At 62.2% G+C, this 14910-nt stretch carries 16 protein-coding genes and 1 pseudogene; 6 read left to right on the forward strand and 11 right to left on the reverse strand.

The genetic code is table 11. From position 1 onward, the window contains the following. Positions 1-133 precede the first annotated feature (133 nt). Positions 134-430 (forward strand): putative quinol monooxygenase, encoded by a 297-nt coding sequence (locus ACTG19_RS04495; protein ID WP_040097728.1) that lies wholly within the window; start codon positions 134-136, stop codon positions 428-430. A 65-nt stretch (positions 431-495) separates the two neighbouring features. Then, positions 496-1299: a 2,5-didehydrogluconate reductase DkgB gene (dkgB, locus tag ACTG19_RS04500; protein ID WP_421316359.1), complete on the forward strand. Its 804-nt coding sequence runs from the start codon at positions 496-498 to the stop codon at positions 1297-1299. A gap of 161 nt (positions 1300-1460) precedes the next feature. Here the strand turns inward: dkgB and ACTG19_RS04505 are convergent, their stop codons facing one another. Then, positions 1461-2465, reverse strand: coding sequence for an HAD family hydrolase (locus ACTG19_RS04505; protein WP_439988789.1), 1005 nt, complete (start codon positions 2463-2465; stop codon positions 1461-1463). Positions 2466-2819: 354 nt separating this feature from the next. On the opposite strand from ACTG19_RS04505, the gene ACTG19_RS04510 reads away from it, so the two are divergent. Next, positions 2820-3998, forward strand: a complete 1179-nt coding sequence (locus tag ACTG19_RS04510; protein ID WP_439988790.1) for an MFS transporter — start codon at positions 2820-2822, stop codon at positions 3996-3998. A 153-nt stretch (positions 3999-4151) separates the two neighbouring features. Further along, positions 4152-4823 carry an NAD(P)H-dependent oxidoreductase gene (locus ACTG19_RS04515; protein ID WP_113738687.1) on the forward strand — a complete coding sequence of 224 codons (672 nt, stop codon included), beginning with the start codon at positions 4152-4154 and terminating at the stop codon, positions 4821-4823. 114 nt (positions 4824-4937) lie between these two features. Here ACTG19_RS04515 and ACTG19_RS04520 read toward each other — a convergent pair whose 3' ends face one another. The 8 genes and pseudogenes from ACTG19_RS04520 to ACTG19_RS04555 all read right to left on the reverse strand — a co-directional run bounded on the left by ACTG19_RS04520 (position 4938) and on the right by ACTG19_RS04555 (position 11421). Next, positions 4938-5546, reverse strand: coding sequence for an HvfX family Cu-binding RiPP maturation protein (locus ACTG19_RS04520; RefSeq protein WP_041208529.1), 609 nt, complete (start codon positions 5544-5546; stop codon positions 4938-4940). Beyond that, the gene (locus ACTG19_RS04525) at positions 5543-6337 is read right to left on the reverse strand and encodes an HvfC/BufC family peptide modification chaperone (protein WP_439988791.1); all 795 of its coding nucleotides are present in this window, start codon (positions 6335-6337) and stop codon (positions 5543-5545) included. The genes ACTG19_RS04520 and ACTG19_RS04525 overlap by 4 nt, the downstream gene beginning before the upstream one ends. Continuing rightward, positions 6330-7187: a DUF692 domain-containing protein gene (locus tag ACTG19_RS04530; RefSeq protein WP_439988792.1), complete on the reverse strand. Its 858-nt coding sequence runs from the start codon at positions 7185-7187 to the stop codon at positions 6330-6332. Before ACTG19_RS04530 ends, ACTG19_RS04525 begins: the two co-directional genes overlap by 8 nt. Then, positions 7175-7504: a hypothetical protein gene (locus ACTG19_RS04535; protein WP_139472826.1), complete on the reverse strand. Its 330-nt coding sequence runs from the start codon at positions 7502-7504 to the stop codon at positions 7175-7177. Before ACTG19_RS04535 ends, ACTG19_RS04530 begins: the two co-directional genes overlap by 13 nt. Beyond that, positions 7497-8456 (reverse strand): MBL fold metallo-hydrolase, encoded by a 960-nt coding sequence (locus tag ACTG19_RS04540; protein ID WP_439988793.1) that lies wholly within the window; start codon positions 8454-8456, stop codon positions 7497-7499. The genes ACTG19_RS04535 and ACTG19_RS04540 overlap by 8 nt, the downstream gene beginning before the upstream one ends. 128 nt (positions 8457-8584) lie before the next feature. Further along, positions 8585-8695: a cytochrome bd-I oxidase subunit CydX gene (gene cydX, locus ACTG19_RS04545; RefSeq protein WP_005337572.1), complete on the reverse strand. Its 111-nt coding sequence runs from the start codon at positions 8693-8695 to the stop codon at positions 8585-8587. Between the two features lie 16 nt (positions 8696-8711). Beyond that, positions 8712-9851 carry a cytochrome d ubiquinol oxidase subunit II gene (gene cydB, locus ACTG19_RS04550; RefSeq protein WP_111899545.1) on the reverse strand — a complete coding sequence of 380 codons (1140 nt, stop codon included), beginning with the start codon at positions 9849-9851 and terminating at the stop codon, positions 8712-8714. Then, a pseudogene (locus tag ACTG19_RS04555) lies at positions 9851-11421 on the reverse strand (cytochrome ubiquinol oxidase subunit I). Before ACTG19_RS04555 ends, cydB begins: the two are co-directional and overlap by 1 nt. A gap of 122 nt (positions 11422-11543) precedes the next feature. Here ACTG19_RS04555 and ACTG19_RS04560 point away from each other — a divergent pair. Further along, the gene (locus ACTG19_RS04560; RefSeq protein ID WP_113739089.1) at positions 11544-12959 is read left to right on the forward strand and encodes an aminotransferase-like domain-containing protein; all 1416 of its coding nucleotides are present in this window, start codon (positions 11544-11546) and stop codon (positions 12957-12959) included. Between the two features lie 93 nt (positions 12960-13052). Here ACTG19_RS04560 and ACTG19_RS04565 read toward each other — a convergent pair whose 3' ends face one another. Both ACTG19_RS04565 and ACTG19_RS04570 read right to left on the reverse strand, forming a co-directional pair. Beyond that, positions 13053-13511, reverse strand: coding sequence for a GNAT family N-acetyltransferase (locus ACTG19_RS04565; protein WP_162628327.1), 459 nt, complete (start codon positions 13509-13511; stop codon positions 13053-13055). Positions 13512-13665: 154 nt separating this feature from the next. Beyond that, positions 13666-14304 (reverse strand): tellurite resistance TerB family protein, encoded by a 639-nt coding sequence (locus tag ACTG19_RS04570; protein WP_139690650.1) that lies wholly within the window; start codon positions 14302-14304, stop codon positions 13666-13668. 138 nt (positions 14305-14442) lie between these two features. Between ACTG19_RS04570 and ACTG19_RS04575 the strand changes: the two genes are divergently transcribed. Beyond that, entirely contained in the window at positions 14443-14910 is a 468-nt protein-coding gene (locus ACTG19_RS04575) for an acyl-CoA thioesterase (RefSeq protein WP_041208541.1), read from the forward strand.

Genomic DNA, 14910 nt, shown 5'->3' on the forward strand with positions numbered 1-14910 from the left:
CATGGCACTTGCGCCATGTATTTCTGGCTACAGGATTGCTGCTCTCCCCTCAATACTGTTTTGCAACCAGCGCCCTGTTTCCAGCAAGTCACGGCAGGCATACTGACCCTTCGTTTTTGCCAAGGAGGTTCAGATGTCATCACCCGTGATTGTGATTGCCCAGCTTGAAGCCAAACCCGAATTCGCCGCCCAGTTTCGCGCCGCCCTTGAGCCGCTGATTGCGGCCACCTTGCAAGAGGCGGGCTGCCAGCGCTATCAGCTGCATCAGGACTTGGACAATCCAAACAGCTGGATGCTCTACGAGGTGTGGGAGAGCGAAGCGGCCCTCACCGCCCATCAGGGCCAACCCCACTTTACCGAGTTTGTCGCCAAGGCCGAGCCCTGGTTTGCCAGCAGCACCATTCGCCGCTATCAGCCACTGGGCGCCTGACTGGCCCTAGAGCCTGTTTCTGTTCAGCCCATCAAGGGCCAACCACCACCCCATTGAGGAACAAGATGATCAATATGCCACCCATGGGTCTGGGCACCTTCCGCCTGAAGGGCGAGCCGCTGCTTGCCACCCTGACCAACGGTCTGGAGCTGGGCTATCGCCATATCGATACCGCCCAGATCTATGACAATGAAGCCGAAGTCGGCGCCGTGCTGACCCGCAGCACTGTTGCCCGCCACGAGATCTACCTGACCACCAAGGTGTGGACCAGCGAGTTTGGCCCGGGCAAGCTGATCCCGAGCCTTGAGGTGAGCCTCGAAAAACTGGGCACCGACTATCTGGATCTGGCGCTGATCCACTGGCCCTCCCCCAAGGATGAGGTGCCGATGGCAGTCTATCTGGAGCAGTTGGCCGAGGCCAAGGCCCGGGGCCTGACCCGGGAGATCGGGGTCTCCAACTTCACTGTGGCCCAGCTCAAGCAAGCTATCGAGATTTTGGGGCCGGGGGCCATCGCCCACCAGCAGATCGAGGTTCATCCCTTGCTGCAAAACCGCAAGGTGGTCGAGTTCTGCAAGGCCCAGGGTATCGCCGTCACCGCCTATATGCCGCTCGCCTATGGCAAGGTGCTGAGCGAGCCGCTGCTGATGGAGATTGGCAAACGCCACGGGGTATCGGCAGCGCAGGTGTCGCTTGCCTGGCTGCTGGCGCAGGACATGGCAGTGATCCCGAGCTCCACCAAGCGGGAGAATCAGGCCGCCAATCTGGCCGCTCTCGATATCACTTTGAGCTGCGAGGAGATGGCCGCCATCGCCACGCTGGATCGGGGCGAGCGCTGCGCCAATCCCGACTTTGCCCCTGCATGGGACTGACGCGAAAGGCGTGAGACTAACGCGAAAGAAAGGCTGGCTCGCCAGCAAGCCAACTTAAACAGGGAGAGCATCATGCTCTCCCTGTCTCTTTTCTTGCCTCACGCTTTGCAGCGCTTGCTGAACGTCCAGTCGCCACATTGATGCCAGATACAGCCCCGCAATCAGGGCGCGTTCTGGCAAAGGGCGGGATCGAACACTTGCTTCCAGTCTGATTTCATATCGACCACCACCCAGCCCCGCGCTTTTGCCTGTGCCAGCCCATCGATCAGCTTGCCGCTGGCAGGCGGATGGCTGTCGTAGGCGTATTCGCGCGTGGCATCGGTGTGGTGCACCAACAGACCAAAAGTGTGGTAATCCGGGTTGGTCGAGGTGTATTGCAGCATGGGCACGTCGCCATCGCTGTTACCAAAAGCGCCGACCGGACGCTGCCCCATAAAGAGGTGAATGGCGGCCGGTTTCGCCTTGCTGTCATCGAAATAAGCGCCGTTCATGGTCTTGCGGATCTCGCTGCCCTCCCCGGTCAGGGCAAACTCGCCGAGGGTAAAGAAGCCAATCACCTGCTGGGGCGGGATACCATACATCTGCTCGGACATCACCCGCATAAAATCGACGCCGCCGGAGACAATCCAGGTCTGGAAGCCATTATCCCGCAGGTACCCCAGCAGCTGCTTCATCGGCAGATACCCGAGCTGATCGTAGTGGCAGCCAAAACGGGGATCCTTGCTGCTGTTGACCCAACGGCTAACCCGCTCGGTAAACTCGGTGGTGGTCATGCCGCTGTGGGTCAGTCCCACCAACTTGGCGAGCCCCTTCTCCCCCGATTTGGCCACGGCTTTGAGGTCGTTGTTCAGCACTGCCGCGACGATGGGGTCAGCCTTCCACTCCGGGTGTTCCGGCGCCAGGCGCTTGATCTCGTCCATCGCAAACTGCAGCTGATAGGTCATGGGCGCTTCAGGCCAGAGGGTGCCGTCATTGTCAAACACCACATGGCGCTTCTCTGGCGGAATAAAAGTGGCCTGCTGCTGATCGGTGGCATTGGTCACCCAGCGGGTAATCGCCTGCTTGGCCGCCGTGTCATTCCAGGCAGAGAGGGGATCGCTCTGGCCAGCCTGTACCGCAAAGGCGCCGCACAGCAGCAAAAGAGAGGAGAGTCGATTCAATGTCATCATGTTACCTGTCAGCTGGGTATTGCCTGTCTATTGCCTGTAGATGAAAGCGCACGGCCATCACAATACCGGCGCGCATGGGTTCAACACACACGGGTTTCACAGGGAAAATCCTATGGCGGCCAGCTTGTACTGGAGCTTAAGCAAGCTCAGAAAAGGAGCAGCGTTCATCCCGTTCTGCGAGGCAGATCACTGCGTTGCGCTCACGCCGCGGGCACCACAATCCCCTCCCACTCAGCGTTATTGCTGCTTATTTGGCAAAAGTAATTTGATGTAACCGTCATTTTTGCCAACAAAACCCATCGGCATACTGGCGCCATTCTCCCGTCGGGAGTCCCTAACCAAGGAGTTGTTATGCCACTGGCGTTATTTGCCCTTACCCTGAGTGCCTTTGCGATCGGCACCACCGAATTTGTGATTGTGGGGCTTATCCCCACCATTGCCGAGCAGCTCAATGTCTCGCTCCCCTCGGCGGGCCTGTTGGTCAGCCTCTATGCCCTTGGGGTGGCCATCGGCGCCCCCGTGCTCACGGTGCTCACCGGCAAGGTGCCGCGCAAGTGGCTGCTGGTAGGGCTGATGGCGCTCTTTACCGCCGGCAACCTGCTGGCCTGGCAGGCCCCCGGTTACGAGAGCCTGATCGTGGCCCGCATCCTCACCGGATTGGCGCACGGGGTCTTCTTCTCGGTGGGCAGCACCATCGCCACGGGTCTTGTGGCCAAAGAGAAGGCGGCAAGCGCCATCGCCATCATGTTCAGCGGCCTCACCGTGGCGCTGGTGACCGGCGTACCGCTCGGCACCTGGATTGGTCAGGTCTTTGGCTGGCGTGAAACCTTTCTGGTGGTGAGCCTGCTCGGCCTCGTCGCCATGGTGGGTAGCCTGCTGCTGATCCCGGGCAACCTGCCCAAGGGAGCAGCCTCGACCATCCGCGAGCAACTCTCGGTACTGACCAAGAAGCCGCTGCTGCTGGTCTACGCCAAAACCGCCCTCGGTTATGGCGGCGCCTTCACCGCTTTCACCTTCCTCGCCCCCATCCTGCAGCAGGTGAGCGGCTTTAGCGCCGGTGCGGTGAGCCTGATCCTGCTGGTCTACGGGGTATCGGTCGCCGTCGGCAATATCTGGGGCGGCAAGCTGGCCGACAAGATGGGCCCCCTGCCGGCGCTGAGGCTGCTGTTTGCCGGTCTGGCGCTGGTGCTGCTGGCCCTCACCTTCACCGCACCCCATCCGGTTCTGGCGGTACTGACCGTGCTGGTGTGGGGCGCCTTTGCCTTCGGCAACGTGCCGGGTCTGCAGGTACTGGTGGTCAAGCAGGCCGAGCTGCACACCCCCAAGGCGGTGGATGTGGCATCGGGCCTCAATATTGCCGCCTTCAACGTCGGCATCGCGCTGGGATCTGTGGTCGGTGGTTTTGTGGTGGAACACCTCGGCCTGATGCACACACCCCGGATCGGCGCCCTTATCGTGCTGCTGGCCTACGGGTTGACCCATGTCAGCGAGCGCCGCGAAGCCCTCCGGCTCGCCGCCTGTCAGGCATAAGTTGCGCCAGCAGGCGTCACGCAAGGGCGTGGCGCCTGCTGCAATCGGCGCGGCAGGCTTCTATGCTGTGACACAGCGCCAAACCGGCAACCATTTCAGCAACTGTTTCAGTAACCAAGCCTGCCCCTAGCATCATTTGCCACGGAGTCTGTTATGAAGGTGCTTATCGTCTATGCCCATCCCGAACCCAAAAGCTTCAACGGTGCCCTCTTCTGCCACGCCATCAGGGCGCTGGAGCAGGCGGGCCACACAGTGATGACCAGCGATCTCTATGCCATGGGCTTTGATCCCGTCTCGGATCGACGCAACTTCACCGCCACCAGCGATCCCGATTTTCTCAAGCTGCAACTCGAAGAGCTGGCTGCCACCGAGCAGGGCAACTTTGCCCCGCAGCTGGAGCAGGAGATGCAAAAGCTGGAGGCGGCCGATCTGCTGATCTTCCAGTTTCCGCTCTGGTGGTTTGGCCTGCCTGCCATCCTCAAGGGGTGGGTGGATAGAGTCTTTGCCATGGGGCGGGTCTATGGTCAGGGCCATATCTACGAGAGCGGCAAATTTCGCGGCAAGCGGGCCCTGCTGAGCCTGACCACCGGTGGCCCTGCCGAGACCTATCTGCCCGACGGCTTCAACGGCGATATCGACGGGGTGCTGCGCCCCATCCAGCGCGGGATCCTGCAATTTGTCGGCTTCGATGTGCTGCGCCCCCATATCTGTTATGCCCCAGTGCGGGTCTCGCAAGAAGAGCGGGAAACCTGGCTCGCCCAGTGGGCCGAGCGCCTTGGCCAGATTGAGCAGGAGTCCCCCATCGCGGTCGGCCGCTACCAGTAACGGCTGACGCAGCTGACACTCCCCCCCACACAGCACAAAAACAGCGAGCGGCCCCCGGCCGCTCGCTGTTTTTCACGCTCTGTCGTTATGGTTTTTGTTATCCGTTGGCGGGTCTTATGCCGCCTGTTGCACGCCTGCTTTGCCGGTCACGGCACGTTTGAGCCAGTAGTCGAGGCTGACGTAGCGGCCCCCGCCGTAAACCAGCAGCACCAGCAGCATCACGAAGTAGGTGGCGGCAAACTCCATCCCGTTGTTGAGCATCACGGGATCCCCGAGCTCGGTGATGTAGTTGTAACGACCGGGGAAGTTGGCGGCCAGCCACTCGATAAAGCCGTTGAGGCGCACAGTGGCCTCCATGCTGCCGGTAGCGATGGCATCCCAGCCGTGCTTCCAGTGCACCATGGCGCTCGCCACGCTCATCAGGAAGATGGTAGGAATGGCCATGATGCGGGTAAAGAGGCCAAGGGCGATGCAGATGCAGCCCAGCACCTCGGTGCCCGCCGCCAGAAAAGCGAGCAGGGTCGGGAACGGCAGGTTGAGCCCCCCTTCCGAGACTGGCGCACCAAACCAGGCGACCGTGCCGGCAAAGCCCACCACCTTGGAGTGGGCCCCCACATAGATGACCGGAATGAGATAGAGACGAATGGCCAGCAGGGCCAGAAAATCGAGCCGCTTGCACTGGGCCACCGCCCGCTCGTACCACTGGATCAGAGTGTTGTTCATGGGAATTCTCCTTGGTGTTTGCTAAATGGGGGCAAGGGGGGGCCGGACTGGCGCTCGCCGACGGGCAGGATCAACAGACCCAGCCGGTGAAAATGGCGTACCCACTCGGTCAGATCAAAATCGCTGCGAACCTGTTGCACCTGTTGCTGGAACGCGGCTTGGGTGATCCCCGGCTGCTGTTGCAGCAACTGGATCAGTGCCACGTCCCATTCGCGCAACAGCTGGGTCACCACCTGATGATCCGGGCTGCGAAACAGGCCATAGAAGTGGTTGCCCTGCCGGGTCGGCACCACGCCGCTGCGACGAATAGCAAAGGGGAGCTCAAGCAGTTGCAGGGTAGGATTGAGCCCAAGCGGACTCTCCGCCGTTACCTCCTCCCCCGGCAACACTTGCGGCACCACCCCTTGGTCAATCTCGACACAGAGGCAGGCCCACTCGTACTCCAACAGCGCCAGCCGCTGCCTTGGCCAGTTGAGGGTGCACTCGCCGTGGCGATGTTGCACATAGCGGACAAACTCGGTGGCGATATGGTGAAACTCGGGGGCCTCGGCGCCGTGCGCGATGACAAAGCCTTCCACCAGCTGCCACCTATCCACCGGTGCCCAGTGAGCGTGGGTGAGCGGAAAAGCGCTCTCCAGTACCGACTCCACATTAGCGCGCACGCTGCGGGCATAGTGGCTGGCGATGCCATCCTGCGGCAGCCGCACCCGGCTCGCCAGCCAGGCGGTCTGCTGCTGCATCCGCTGCGGCGCCGTTTTGGGCGCAGTGATCAGTGATAACCGTCTATCCATAGCGCACCTCCCACACCTGACGGTCGATCGCCTCGCAACAGGCGCCGTGCACCCGCGCCAGCTCGGCCTCCAGCTCTGCCAACGGTGGCAGATGGTGATCCCGCTCCAGCAGCAGGGGGCGCAGGCCATGGGTCTGCACCGTATAACGGGCCAGCGCCACCACCTCCTCACAGACCGGACGACCATGGGTATCCAGCAAGGTGCCATCCGCCTCTTCCAGATGACCAGCGATATGGAAGTAACGGATCGCATTGCCCGGCAGCCCGGCGATCATCCGCTTGGGGCAGTAACCGTGGTTGCGGCTGTTCACAAAGACGTTGTTGATATCGAGCAGCAGCTCGCAGCCGCTGCGCGCCACCAGCTCGGCGAGAAAATCCTCCTCCGGCATCTCGTGGTCATAGCCGTGGTAGTAGGAGATATTTTCCAGCACCAGCGGGCGGGCCAGCGCCTCCTGCACCTGCGCGATCCGCTCTGCCAGATAGGGGATGTTCTCCCACTGGCGCGGCACCGGTAAGAGCTCGTAGAGATAACCCTGCCCGTCGCGGGAAAAGCTCAGGTGCTCGCTATAGATCTCTATTCCGAACTCGTCCAGAAAGGTGCGGATCTGGCTGAGCAAAGTGCGATTGAGGGGCTGGCAATCGCCGAGAGAGAGGCTGAGGCCGTGGGCCACCAGCGGGTAACGCTCGGCAAGCTGATGCAGCTGCGCCCGCTTGGCGCCGCCGATGGCCATCCAGTTCTCCGGCGCCAGCTCGAGAAAGTCGATGCCGGGGTGGACGGGGCCGGCGCAGAGCGCATCCAGATGCTCCTGGCGCAGCCCGATCCCCCGACTGCGGGAGCTTATTGGCCGCATACCCCCTCCGTCATCTTGCTGCCCTTGCTGGAGCTGTCGCCATCAATCCCCTCGCCCGCCACGCCACACTTGCCATCGCGAGCGCGCACCAGTCGACCCTGCGGATCACTGTCGAGGGCTTGCTTTTCAAAGCGCTTCTCGGTGCCGCACTTGCCCGCCGCACACTTGCCACCGTGCTGTTCGCTGGGGGCGGCCTTGACTGGGGCATCGCTCGGGGTGGCCGCCAGCGCCAGCCCCGGGGTCAGGGCAATCAGGCTGGTCATGGCGATGGAGAGGGTCAGTTTGCCGGTGGTTTTGTTGCTGCTTGAGTTACTCATGGGCGGACTCCTTGACGGATGAAACGGGGTAGCTGGAGAGATCGCGGGCGGCCACGATCTGGCCGTGGAACTGCTGTTTGACGATGGCCATCGCCTCTTTCTTGTGATTGAGGCCAACCCCCATCCAGTGGTTGAGCACCAGCAGCTTGGGGTTCACCTCGGCGGCAATCTTGGCCACCACCGACGGCTTGGCGTGAAGCGAGGCGGAGACAGGGTCGGCCCCTTCGTGGATGGCGAGCGGCATCACCAGAATGTCGGCCCCCTTGGCAAACGGCACAAAGGCCGGGTTGCTGCCGTTCTGATCCGCCGAGATAACGATGGTCCCCTCGGCGCTCTCGATGCGATAGGCCAGACAGGGCACGTCACCGTGAGGGATGCCGAGCGCGGTGATGGTCAGCCCATCCTGCTGATAGACGGTGTGAGGCTGCGGGCTCTGGTAGGGCACATCGTGCAAGGTGATGGGGAAGATGCCATCAGTGCCATCCTTGAAACCGCTCAGGTAGGCATAAGCGCCCTTGTCTTTGTTGAAGAGGGCATCAAAATAGCCGCTCATGCTGGGGAAGACCGAGCCGGCTTGTGGCCCCGCCAGATCCAGCGGATCGCTGCGCTCGAAGAAGTAGGCCCCCTTGAGCAGGGCGGGCAGGTCGGTCACATGATCGGTGTGAAAGTGGGTGATGCCGATAAAATCGACCTCTTCGAGCTTGGCCCCCGCCTGGCCGAAGCGCAGGTAGACGCCGCCACCGGCATCGATCAGGATGCGGGATTTCCCCTTCCACCAGATCACCTCGCTGGAGGAGGCGCGAAGGTCGTCGGAGATGGGGCCGCCACTGCCGAGCACCTGCAGGGTGAAGGTTTTATCCAGTGGCGTCAGTTGTACCGGTTCGGCACAGGCCGGGGCGACGGTGAGCGCGCACCCGATGGCCAGCGCCACCGCTTTCAATCTCTGTTTCATCACAATTACCTGTCGGTTGGTTGTCGGTTGAAAGTGTGTCGTTTGTGTCGTTTAAAGAGGGGGAGAGAGGGGCCGATGGCGACGTGTGAACGCCAACCACCGGCCGTGGCGGGGCGCGAACCCCGCCGTCAGTTGCCGTCCCGTTCGTCCGCCTGCCAGCGCGCTTCCAGCCAGAGCAGGTTGCACAGGCCCAGCAGCAGGGCGAATCCGAGGCCCAAAATCCAGGTGAAGTACCACATAGCAGATCCCTTGAGGTCAGTAGAGTTGATGGCTGTCGCGCTTGATGCGGGCACGGTCGAGCTTGCCGCGCACCACCCGATAGACCCAGCCGGTGTAGCCCAGGTTGACCGGCATCAGCACCAGCACGAGGCCGAACATGATGGCCAGGGTCTTGTAGCTGGAGGTGCTGTCCCACAGGGTCAGGCTGCTGACCGCATCGAGGGATGAAGGCAGCACGAAGGGGAACAGGGCGATGGCCACCGAGCAGAGCATGGCGGCGCAGGCGATGGCGCTGGCCAGCAGCGCAATCCGGCCCCGCTCCAGCCAGGAGGCAATCCCGCTCACCAGCGGCGCCAGCGCCCCGATGATCGGCACCAGCCACAGCAGCGGATAGTCAAAATAGTTGCGCAGCCAGCCTCCGGCGTGGGGGATCACCCCCTTCATCAGCGGGCTGATGGCAGCATTCGGGTCAAAGGGTTGTGTGCCGACACCGGTCAGCTGAAACCCTTGCAGATCCACCAGATGCCAGCCGGCCAGCAGGTAGCAGAGGCTCACCAGCGGGGCCAGCAGGATGGCGATCCCCCGTGCGCGCAGCGCAGGGGTGCCAGTCACCTTGGCTTGCAGAAAACCGGCGCCGTGCAGTAGCAACAGGGTGATGGCGGTGGCCAGCACCGAGAGCAGCCAGCCCCAGTGGAAGTCGAACGCGCCGTAGTGCAGACGCAGCGCCGTATCGAAGCGAAACGGCAGCCCCTCCATCACCAGACCGATAGCCGCACCGAGGATGAGCGCCGGTATCAGGCCGCCGGCCACCAGCGCCCGATCCCACCAGCGGCGCCACAGCGGATCGGCCAGCTTGCTGCGATAGTCAAAGCCGACCGGACGCAAAAATAGCCCGAGCAGCAGCACCACCATGGGGATGTAAAGCCCCGAGAAGGCGGCGGCATAAACCAGCGGCCAGGCGGCGAAAAGGGCACCGGCGCCGGCAATCAGCCACACCTGATTGCCCTCCCACACCGGTCCCACGCTGTTGATCACCAGACGGCGGTCGTCGTCATCTTTCGACACCACCGGCAGCAGCATGGCGATGCCGAGATCGAAGCCATCCATCACGATAAAACCGACCATCATGAAGAGCACCAGCGCCCACCAGATGAGTTTCAGGGTTGCGTAATCCATCAGGCGATCCTCGCAAGTTCGGGTTGTTCACCGCTGTAGCGGCCGGTATGGAGAATGGCGGGCCCCTTGCGGATCACATGGCGCAACAGGAACAGCTCCACCACCAGCAACAGGGTGTAGATGGAACAGATGGCGATGAGGCTGAACCAGAGTTGGCCCGGCTGAAGCAAAGAGACCGAGGCCGAGACCGGCAGCACGTCGCTGATGGTCCAGGGTTGACGGCCAAGCTCGGCCACCAGCCAGCCCGCCTCGATGGCAATCCAGGGCAGCGGAATGCTCCAGAGCAGGGTCTTGAGCAGCCGTGGCGAGTCTTGCAGCCGGTTGCGGCAGAGCTGAACAAAGCTCATCACCATCAGCCCCAGCATGGTGACACCAAGCCCCACCATCACCCGAAAGCCCCAGAAGAGCGGTGCCACCGGCGGGATGGAGTCATCGACCGCTTTGGCGATCTCCGCCTCACCGGCCTTGGCGATATTGCTGGCATAGGGGGTCAGCAGCATGCCGTAGCCAAGATCCTTGCCGTGCTGCTCGAAGCGGGCACGGTTGGCTGGGCTGTCATCACCCTGCCGGACTGCTCGAGAGCCTCGGCCGCCACCATGCCGCTGCGAATGCGCTCCTCGTTCTGCACCTTGATATCCTTGAGGCCGGTCACCGCCTCGTCGATGGAGCGGGTGGCGATGATCCCCATCAGATACGGGATCTTGATGGCGGCGTGGGTGGTCTCGGCAGTCTGATCCGGGAAGCCGAACAGGGTAAAGGAAGCTGGCGCTGGCTCGGTCTCCCACTCCGCCTCGATGGCGGCGAGCTTGACCTTCTGCACCTCGCCGGTGCGATAGCCCGACTCATCCCCGAGCACAATGACCGAGAGAATGGCTGCCAGCCCAAAGCCGGAGGCAATAGCGAATGAGCGCAGGGCAAACTGCACTTCCGTCTTGCGCAGCAGATACCAGCTGCTCACCCCCATCACGAACATGGAGGCGGCCACATAGCCCGCCGCAACGGTGTGAACGAACTTCACCTGAGCCACCGGGTTAAACAGCACGGCGGCGATATCCACCAGCTCCATCCGCTGGGTCAACAGGTTGAACTCGGCCCCCACCGGGTTTTGCATCCAGCCGTTACCGATCAGGATCCAGAGCGCCGAGAGATTGGAGCCGAGCGCCACCAGCATGGTCACCAGCAGGTGCTTGCCGCGGGAGAGCTTGTCCCAACCGAAGAAGAAGAGCCCCACCAGGGTCGATTCGAGAAAGAAGGCCATCAGCCCCTCGATGGCCAGCGGGGTACCGAAGATGTCCCCCACATAGTGGGAGTAGTAAGCCCAGTTGGTGCCGAACTGAAACTCCATGGTGATCCCCGTGGTGACCCCCATGACGAAGTTGATGCCAAACAGTTTGCCCCAGAAGCGGGTGATGTCCTGATAGATCACCTTGCCGGTCATCACATAAGCCGACTCGGCGATCACCAGGATCCAGGACAGCCCCAGCGTGAGGGGCACAAACAGGAAGTGGAACAGGGCCGTGGCGCCAAATTGCAGGCGAGACAGGCTGACCACGTCATCCGGATTGATCATGCGTCACTCTCTTTTGTTGTATTTGCCTTGCACGTTTCGTGCGTGACAAGTACATCACGGAGCATGACACCTATAACAGATGCAGTTATATTGAATTACACCTATAACAGTTGATCCAAATCATGTCCCTTTACCAGCAGTTGGCCGACCGCCTGCAAAGCCAGATTGACGATGGCATCTGGCAACCGGGGGAGCGCATCCCCTCCATTCGACAGAGCTGCAAGACCCACGGGCTCAGCCCCATGACGGTGTTGCAGGCCTATCAACTGCTCGAAAGTCAGGGGCGGATCCTCGCCCGCCCCCAGTCCGGCTACTACGTCAAAGCCGCCTCACCACAGGTCGTGCAGCACACCCCGAGCCAGACCCACTACAGCGGCTCGGTGGATATCAACGATCTGGTGTTCGAGGTGTTGCAGGCGAGCAAATCGCGGGATCTGGTGCCCCTTGGCATGTCGGTAGCAGACCCGACCCTGTTCCCCCATCCCCAGCTCGGGCGTGCGCTGGCCAGCTGCATGCGCAAGCTAGATCCCTTCAGCACGGTGGCCGACCTGCCCCCCGGCAACGAAGCGCTGCGCCGCGCCATCGCCCAGCGTTACGCCAGCGACGGGGTGGCGGTCAATCCGCAGGAGATCATCATCACCACAGGCGCCATGGAGGCACTCTCCCTCAGTCTGCAGGTGCTGACCGAGCCCGGTGACTGGGTGGTGGTGGAGTCCCCCACCTTCTATGGCGCCCTGCAGGCCATCGAGCGGCTGAAACTCAAGGCGGTGGAGATCCCGGTCATTCCGGGGGTGGGCATCGATCTGGCGCTATTGGAAGACGCCCTCACCCGCATTCCGGTCAAGGCCTGCTGGTTGATGGGCAATGTTCAGCACCCGCTGGGCCACACCATGCCGGATAGCCACAAAGCGCGGCTGATGGCGCTGCTCAACAGCCATGGGGTGCCGCTGGTGGAGGATGACGTCTATGCCGAGGTCTACTTCGGCCGCGAGCGCCCCAAACCCATCAAGCACTGGGATCAGCGTGGCGACAGCCTGCTCTGCAGCTCATTTTCCAAGTGTCTGGCGCCGGGCTTTCGGGTCGGCTGGGTGGTGGCGGGACCCCATGCCGAGCGGGTGCAGCGGCTGCAACTGATGTCCACCCTCTCCACCAATGTACCGAGCCAGCTAGCGCTGGCCGAGATGCTGCGCCAGGGCGGGGTCGATGCCCACTTTCGCCGCCTGCGCCACACCCTAGCCCAGCGCCAGCAGCAGATGCGGGCGGCCCTGCAGCGCTTGCTTCCGGACGAGGTGCGGATCTCCTCCCCCGATGGCGGCTACTTCCTCTGGCTAGAGCTGCCTGCCCATTTCGACAGCCGCGCCCTGCACGCCAAGGCTCTGGGCAGCGGTTTTTCAGTAGCCCCCGGCGCGCTCTTCTCCAGTCAGGGGCAACACAACCACTGCCTGCGCCTCAACAGCTCCCATCCCTGGAGCGAACAGCTGGAGCAGGCCCTCACCCGGCTGGCCGCACTGATTGCCGCACAACTCGGTGAAAAGTAACGTGGCAAAGAGCCGCTGACGAAACGAACAAAGGCCCGTAGCGGGCCTGTGTAGTTGGGGAGTGACGCGCCTTGGCTCGCCATCAGAAACTGGTTATCTGGCCATGATCTGCGACTGCACCTTGAAGCCCAGCGCCTCGTAGAGGGCTTGGGCGCGCTCGTTGAAGGCCATCACCTCCAGCCGGATTTGCTGAGCATCACGGGCCTTGGCCCACTCATCGCAATGGGCGATCAGCGCCTTGCCAATCCCGCGAGAGCGGCGCTGCTCATCCACCACCACGGAGCCGATCCGGCAAATCGGCGCACGGGTGAGAAATGGCACGCTCTCATTGATATCGATCCGCGCCGTCAAAAAGCCCACCACCATGCCATCCTGCTCGGCAACGCAGAACAGACGCCCTTCCACGCCGATGGCGCTCAGCAAAAACTCCCGCTCCTCTGGCGAAGGGGGGCAGAACACTTCGGGATAGTGCTGATGGTGGATCTCTCCAATCTGCCGGTTCAGCTCGACAATGGCGTCGATATCCAGTTCGCTTGCCTTGCGTATATCCAACGGTTGCTCCTTGCAAAAATGGTGATGGTCCTGCGCCATCTTAGGGGCTGTGCCCCACAATCCAAATAGGCTCATCCGTATCTTTTGGCGGGCAGCAGAAACAACAACGCCCCTTGAGCGGGGCGTTATCGGCAATCCATGACGATGAGGGATATCAAGCGGGGGCGTTAAGCTGGGCCACCTGCCGCTCGATGCTCCCCTTGAGGTTGTCATCGAGCTTGAGGGCGCGCGCCAGTTCGTCGAGATAGCCTCGCTCCATAAAGTGATCCACCTCGATGGCGAGCAGGGAGGCGAGATAGACCTCGGTGGCCAGCTCCATGTCGGTCACTTCCCGCGCCAGCGCATGGGGATCGAGGGGACGGGCCAGCTCGGCGTCAATCCAGCGGGCCACATCGCTCTGACCCTGTTCGGTCAGGTACTCCTGAATTTTCTGGCGCTCGGCGCCGTCGATATGGCCATCGGCCCGGGCTGCCGCCACCATGGCACGCACCAAGAGTGCCGCGCGGGCATCCAGCGCATTGCCTTCCAGGGTACTGACGGGATGGGTAGGCTGGGCGGGTGCCGCCTGCTGGGCCTGCCAATCCTGATAGAGCTTGTAGGCCAGCCCGCCAAGGGCCGCCGCGCCGCCCACGGCAGCGGCCTTGCCGCCATATTTGCGCACTTTTTTATTGCCCAGCAGCAGACCGAGCGCGCCACCGGCCAGCGCTCCCTGCATCTGCCCCTTGCGCTTGTCTCCGCCTTCGTTGAGCCAGCCTTTGCCAGCCCCCAGCAACTGTTCCAGCATCTGTTTCATGGTGTCACTCCTGCGGCTATGTTCCCGTCGATAGAGCCAGATAGTGACCCCGCCCCCCTGAATCGGGGATGAACCCTTGACCGGGCAGGCCGATGGGGCAAAGCTCAGGGAAACCCTTCAGGCAATAAGGATGTAACTGTGCCAAATCGCGAACTGACCCTGCAATTTCTGGCCGAACCCTCCGACGTCAATTTCGGCGGCAAGGTACACGGCGGCATGGTGATGAAGTGGATCGATCAGGCGGGCTATGCCTGCGCCGCTGGCTGGTGCGGCGGCTATGCGGTGACCGTCTATGTGGGGGGGATCCGCTTTTTGCGCCCCATCCAGATTGGCCAGCTGGTAGAGGTTCACGCCCAGGTGATCCACACCGGCACCACCAGCATGCATCTGGCGGTGGATGTCTACAGCCGCCACCCCACCGAGACCGAGCGCCACAAGACCACCCACTGCATCATCATCTTCGTGGCGATGGATGAGCAGGGCAAACCGACCCCGGTGCCCCAGTGGCAGCCACTGAGCGAGAGCGATCTGCAGTTGCAGCAGTACGCCAAAAAGCTCATCGCCCTGCGCGAGGAGATCGACAAAGAGATGCGCCAGCACCTGTGA

This window comes from Aeromonas sp. 3P (genome assembly GCF_051919745.1).
Taxonomy (GTDB): Bacteria; Pseudomonadota; Gammaproteobacteria; order Enterobacterales; family Aeromonadaceae; genus Aeromonas; species Aeromonas veronii.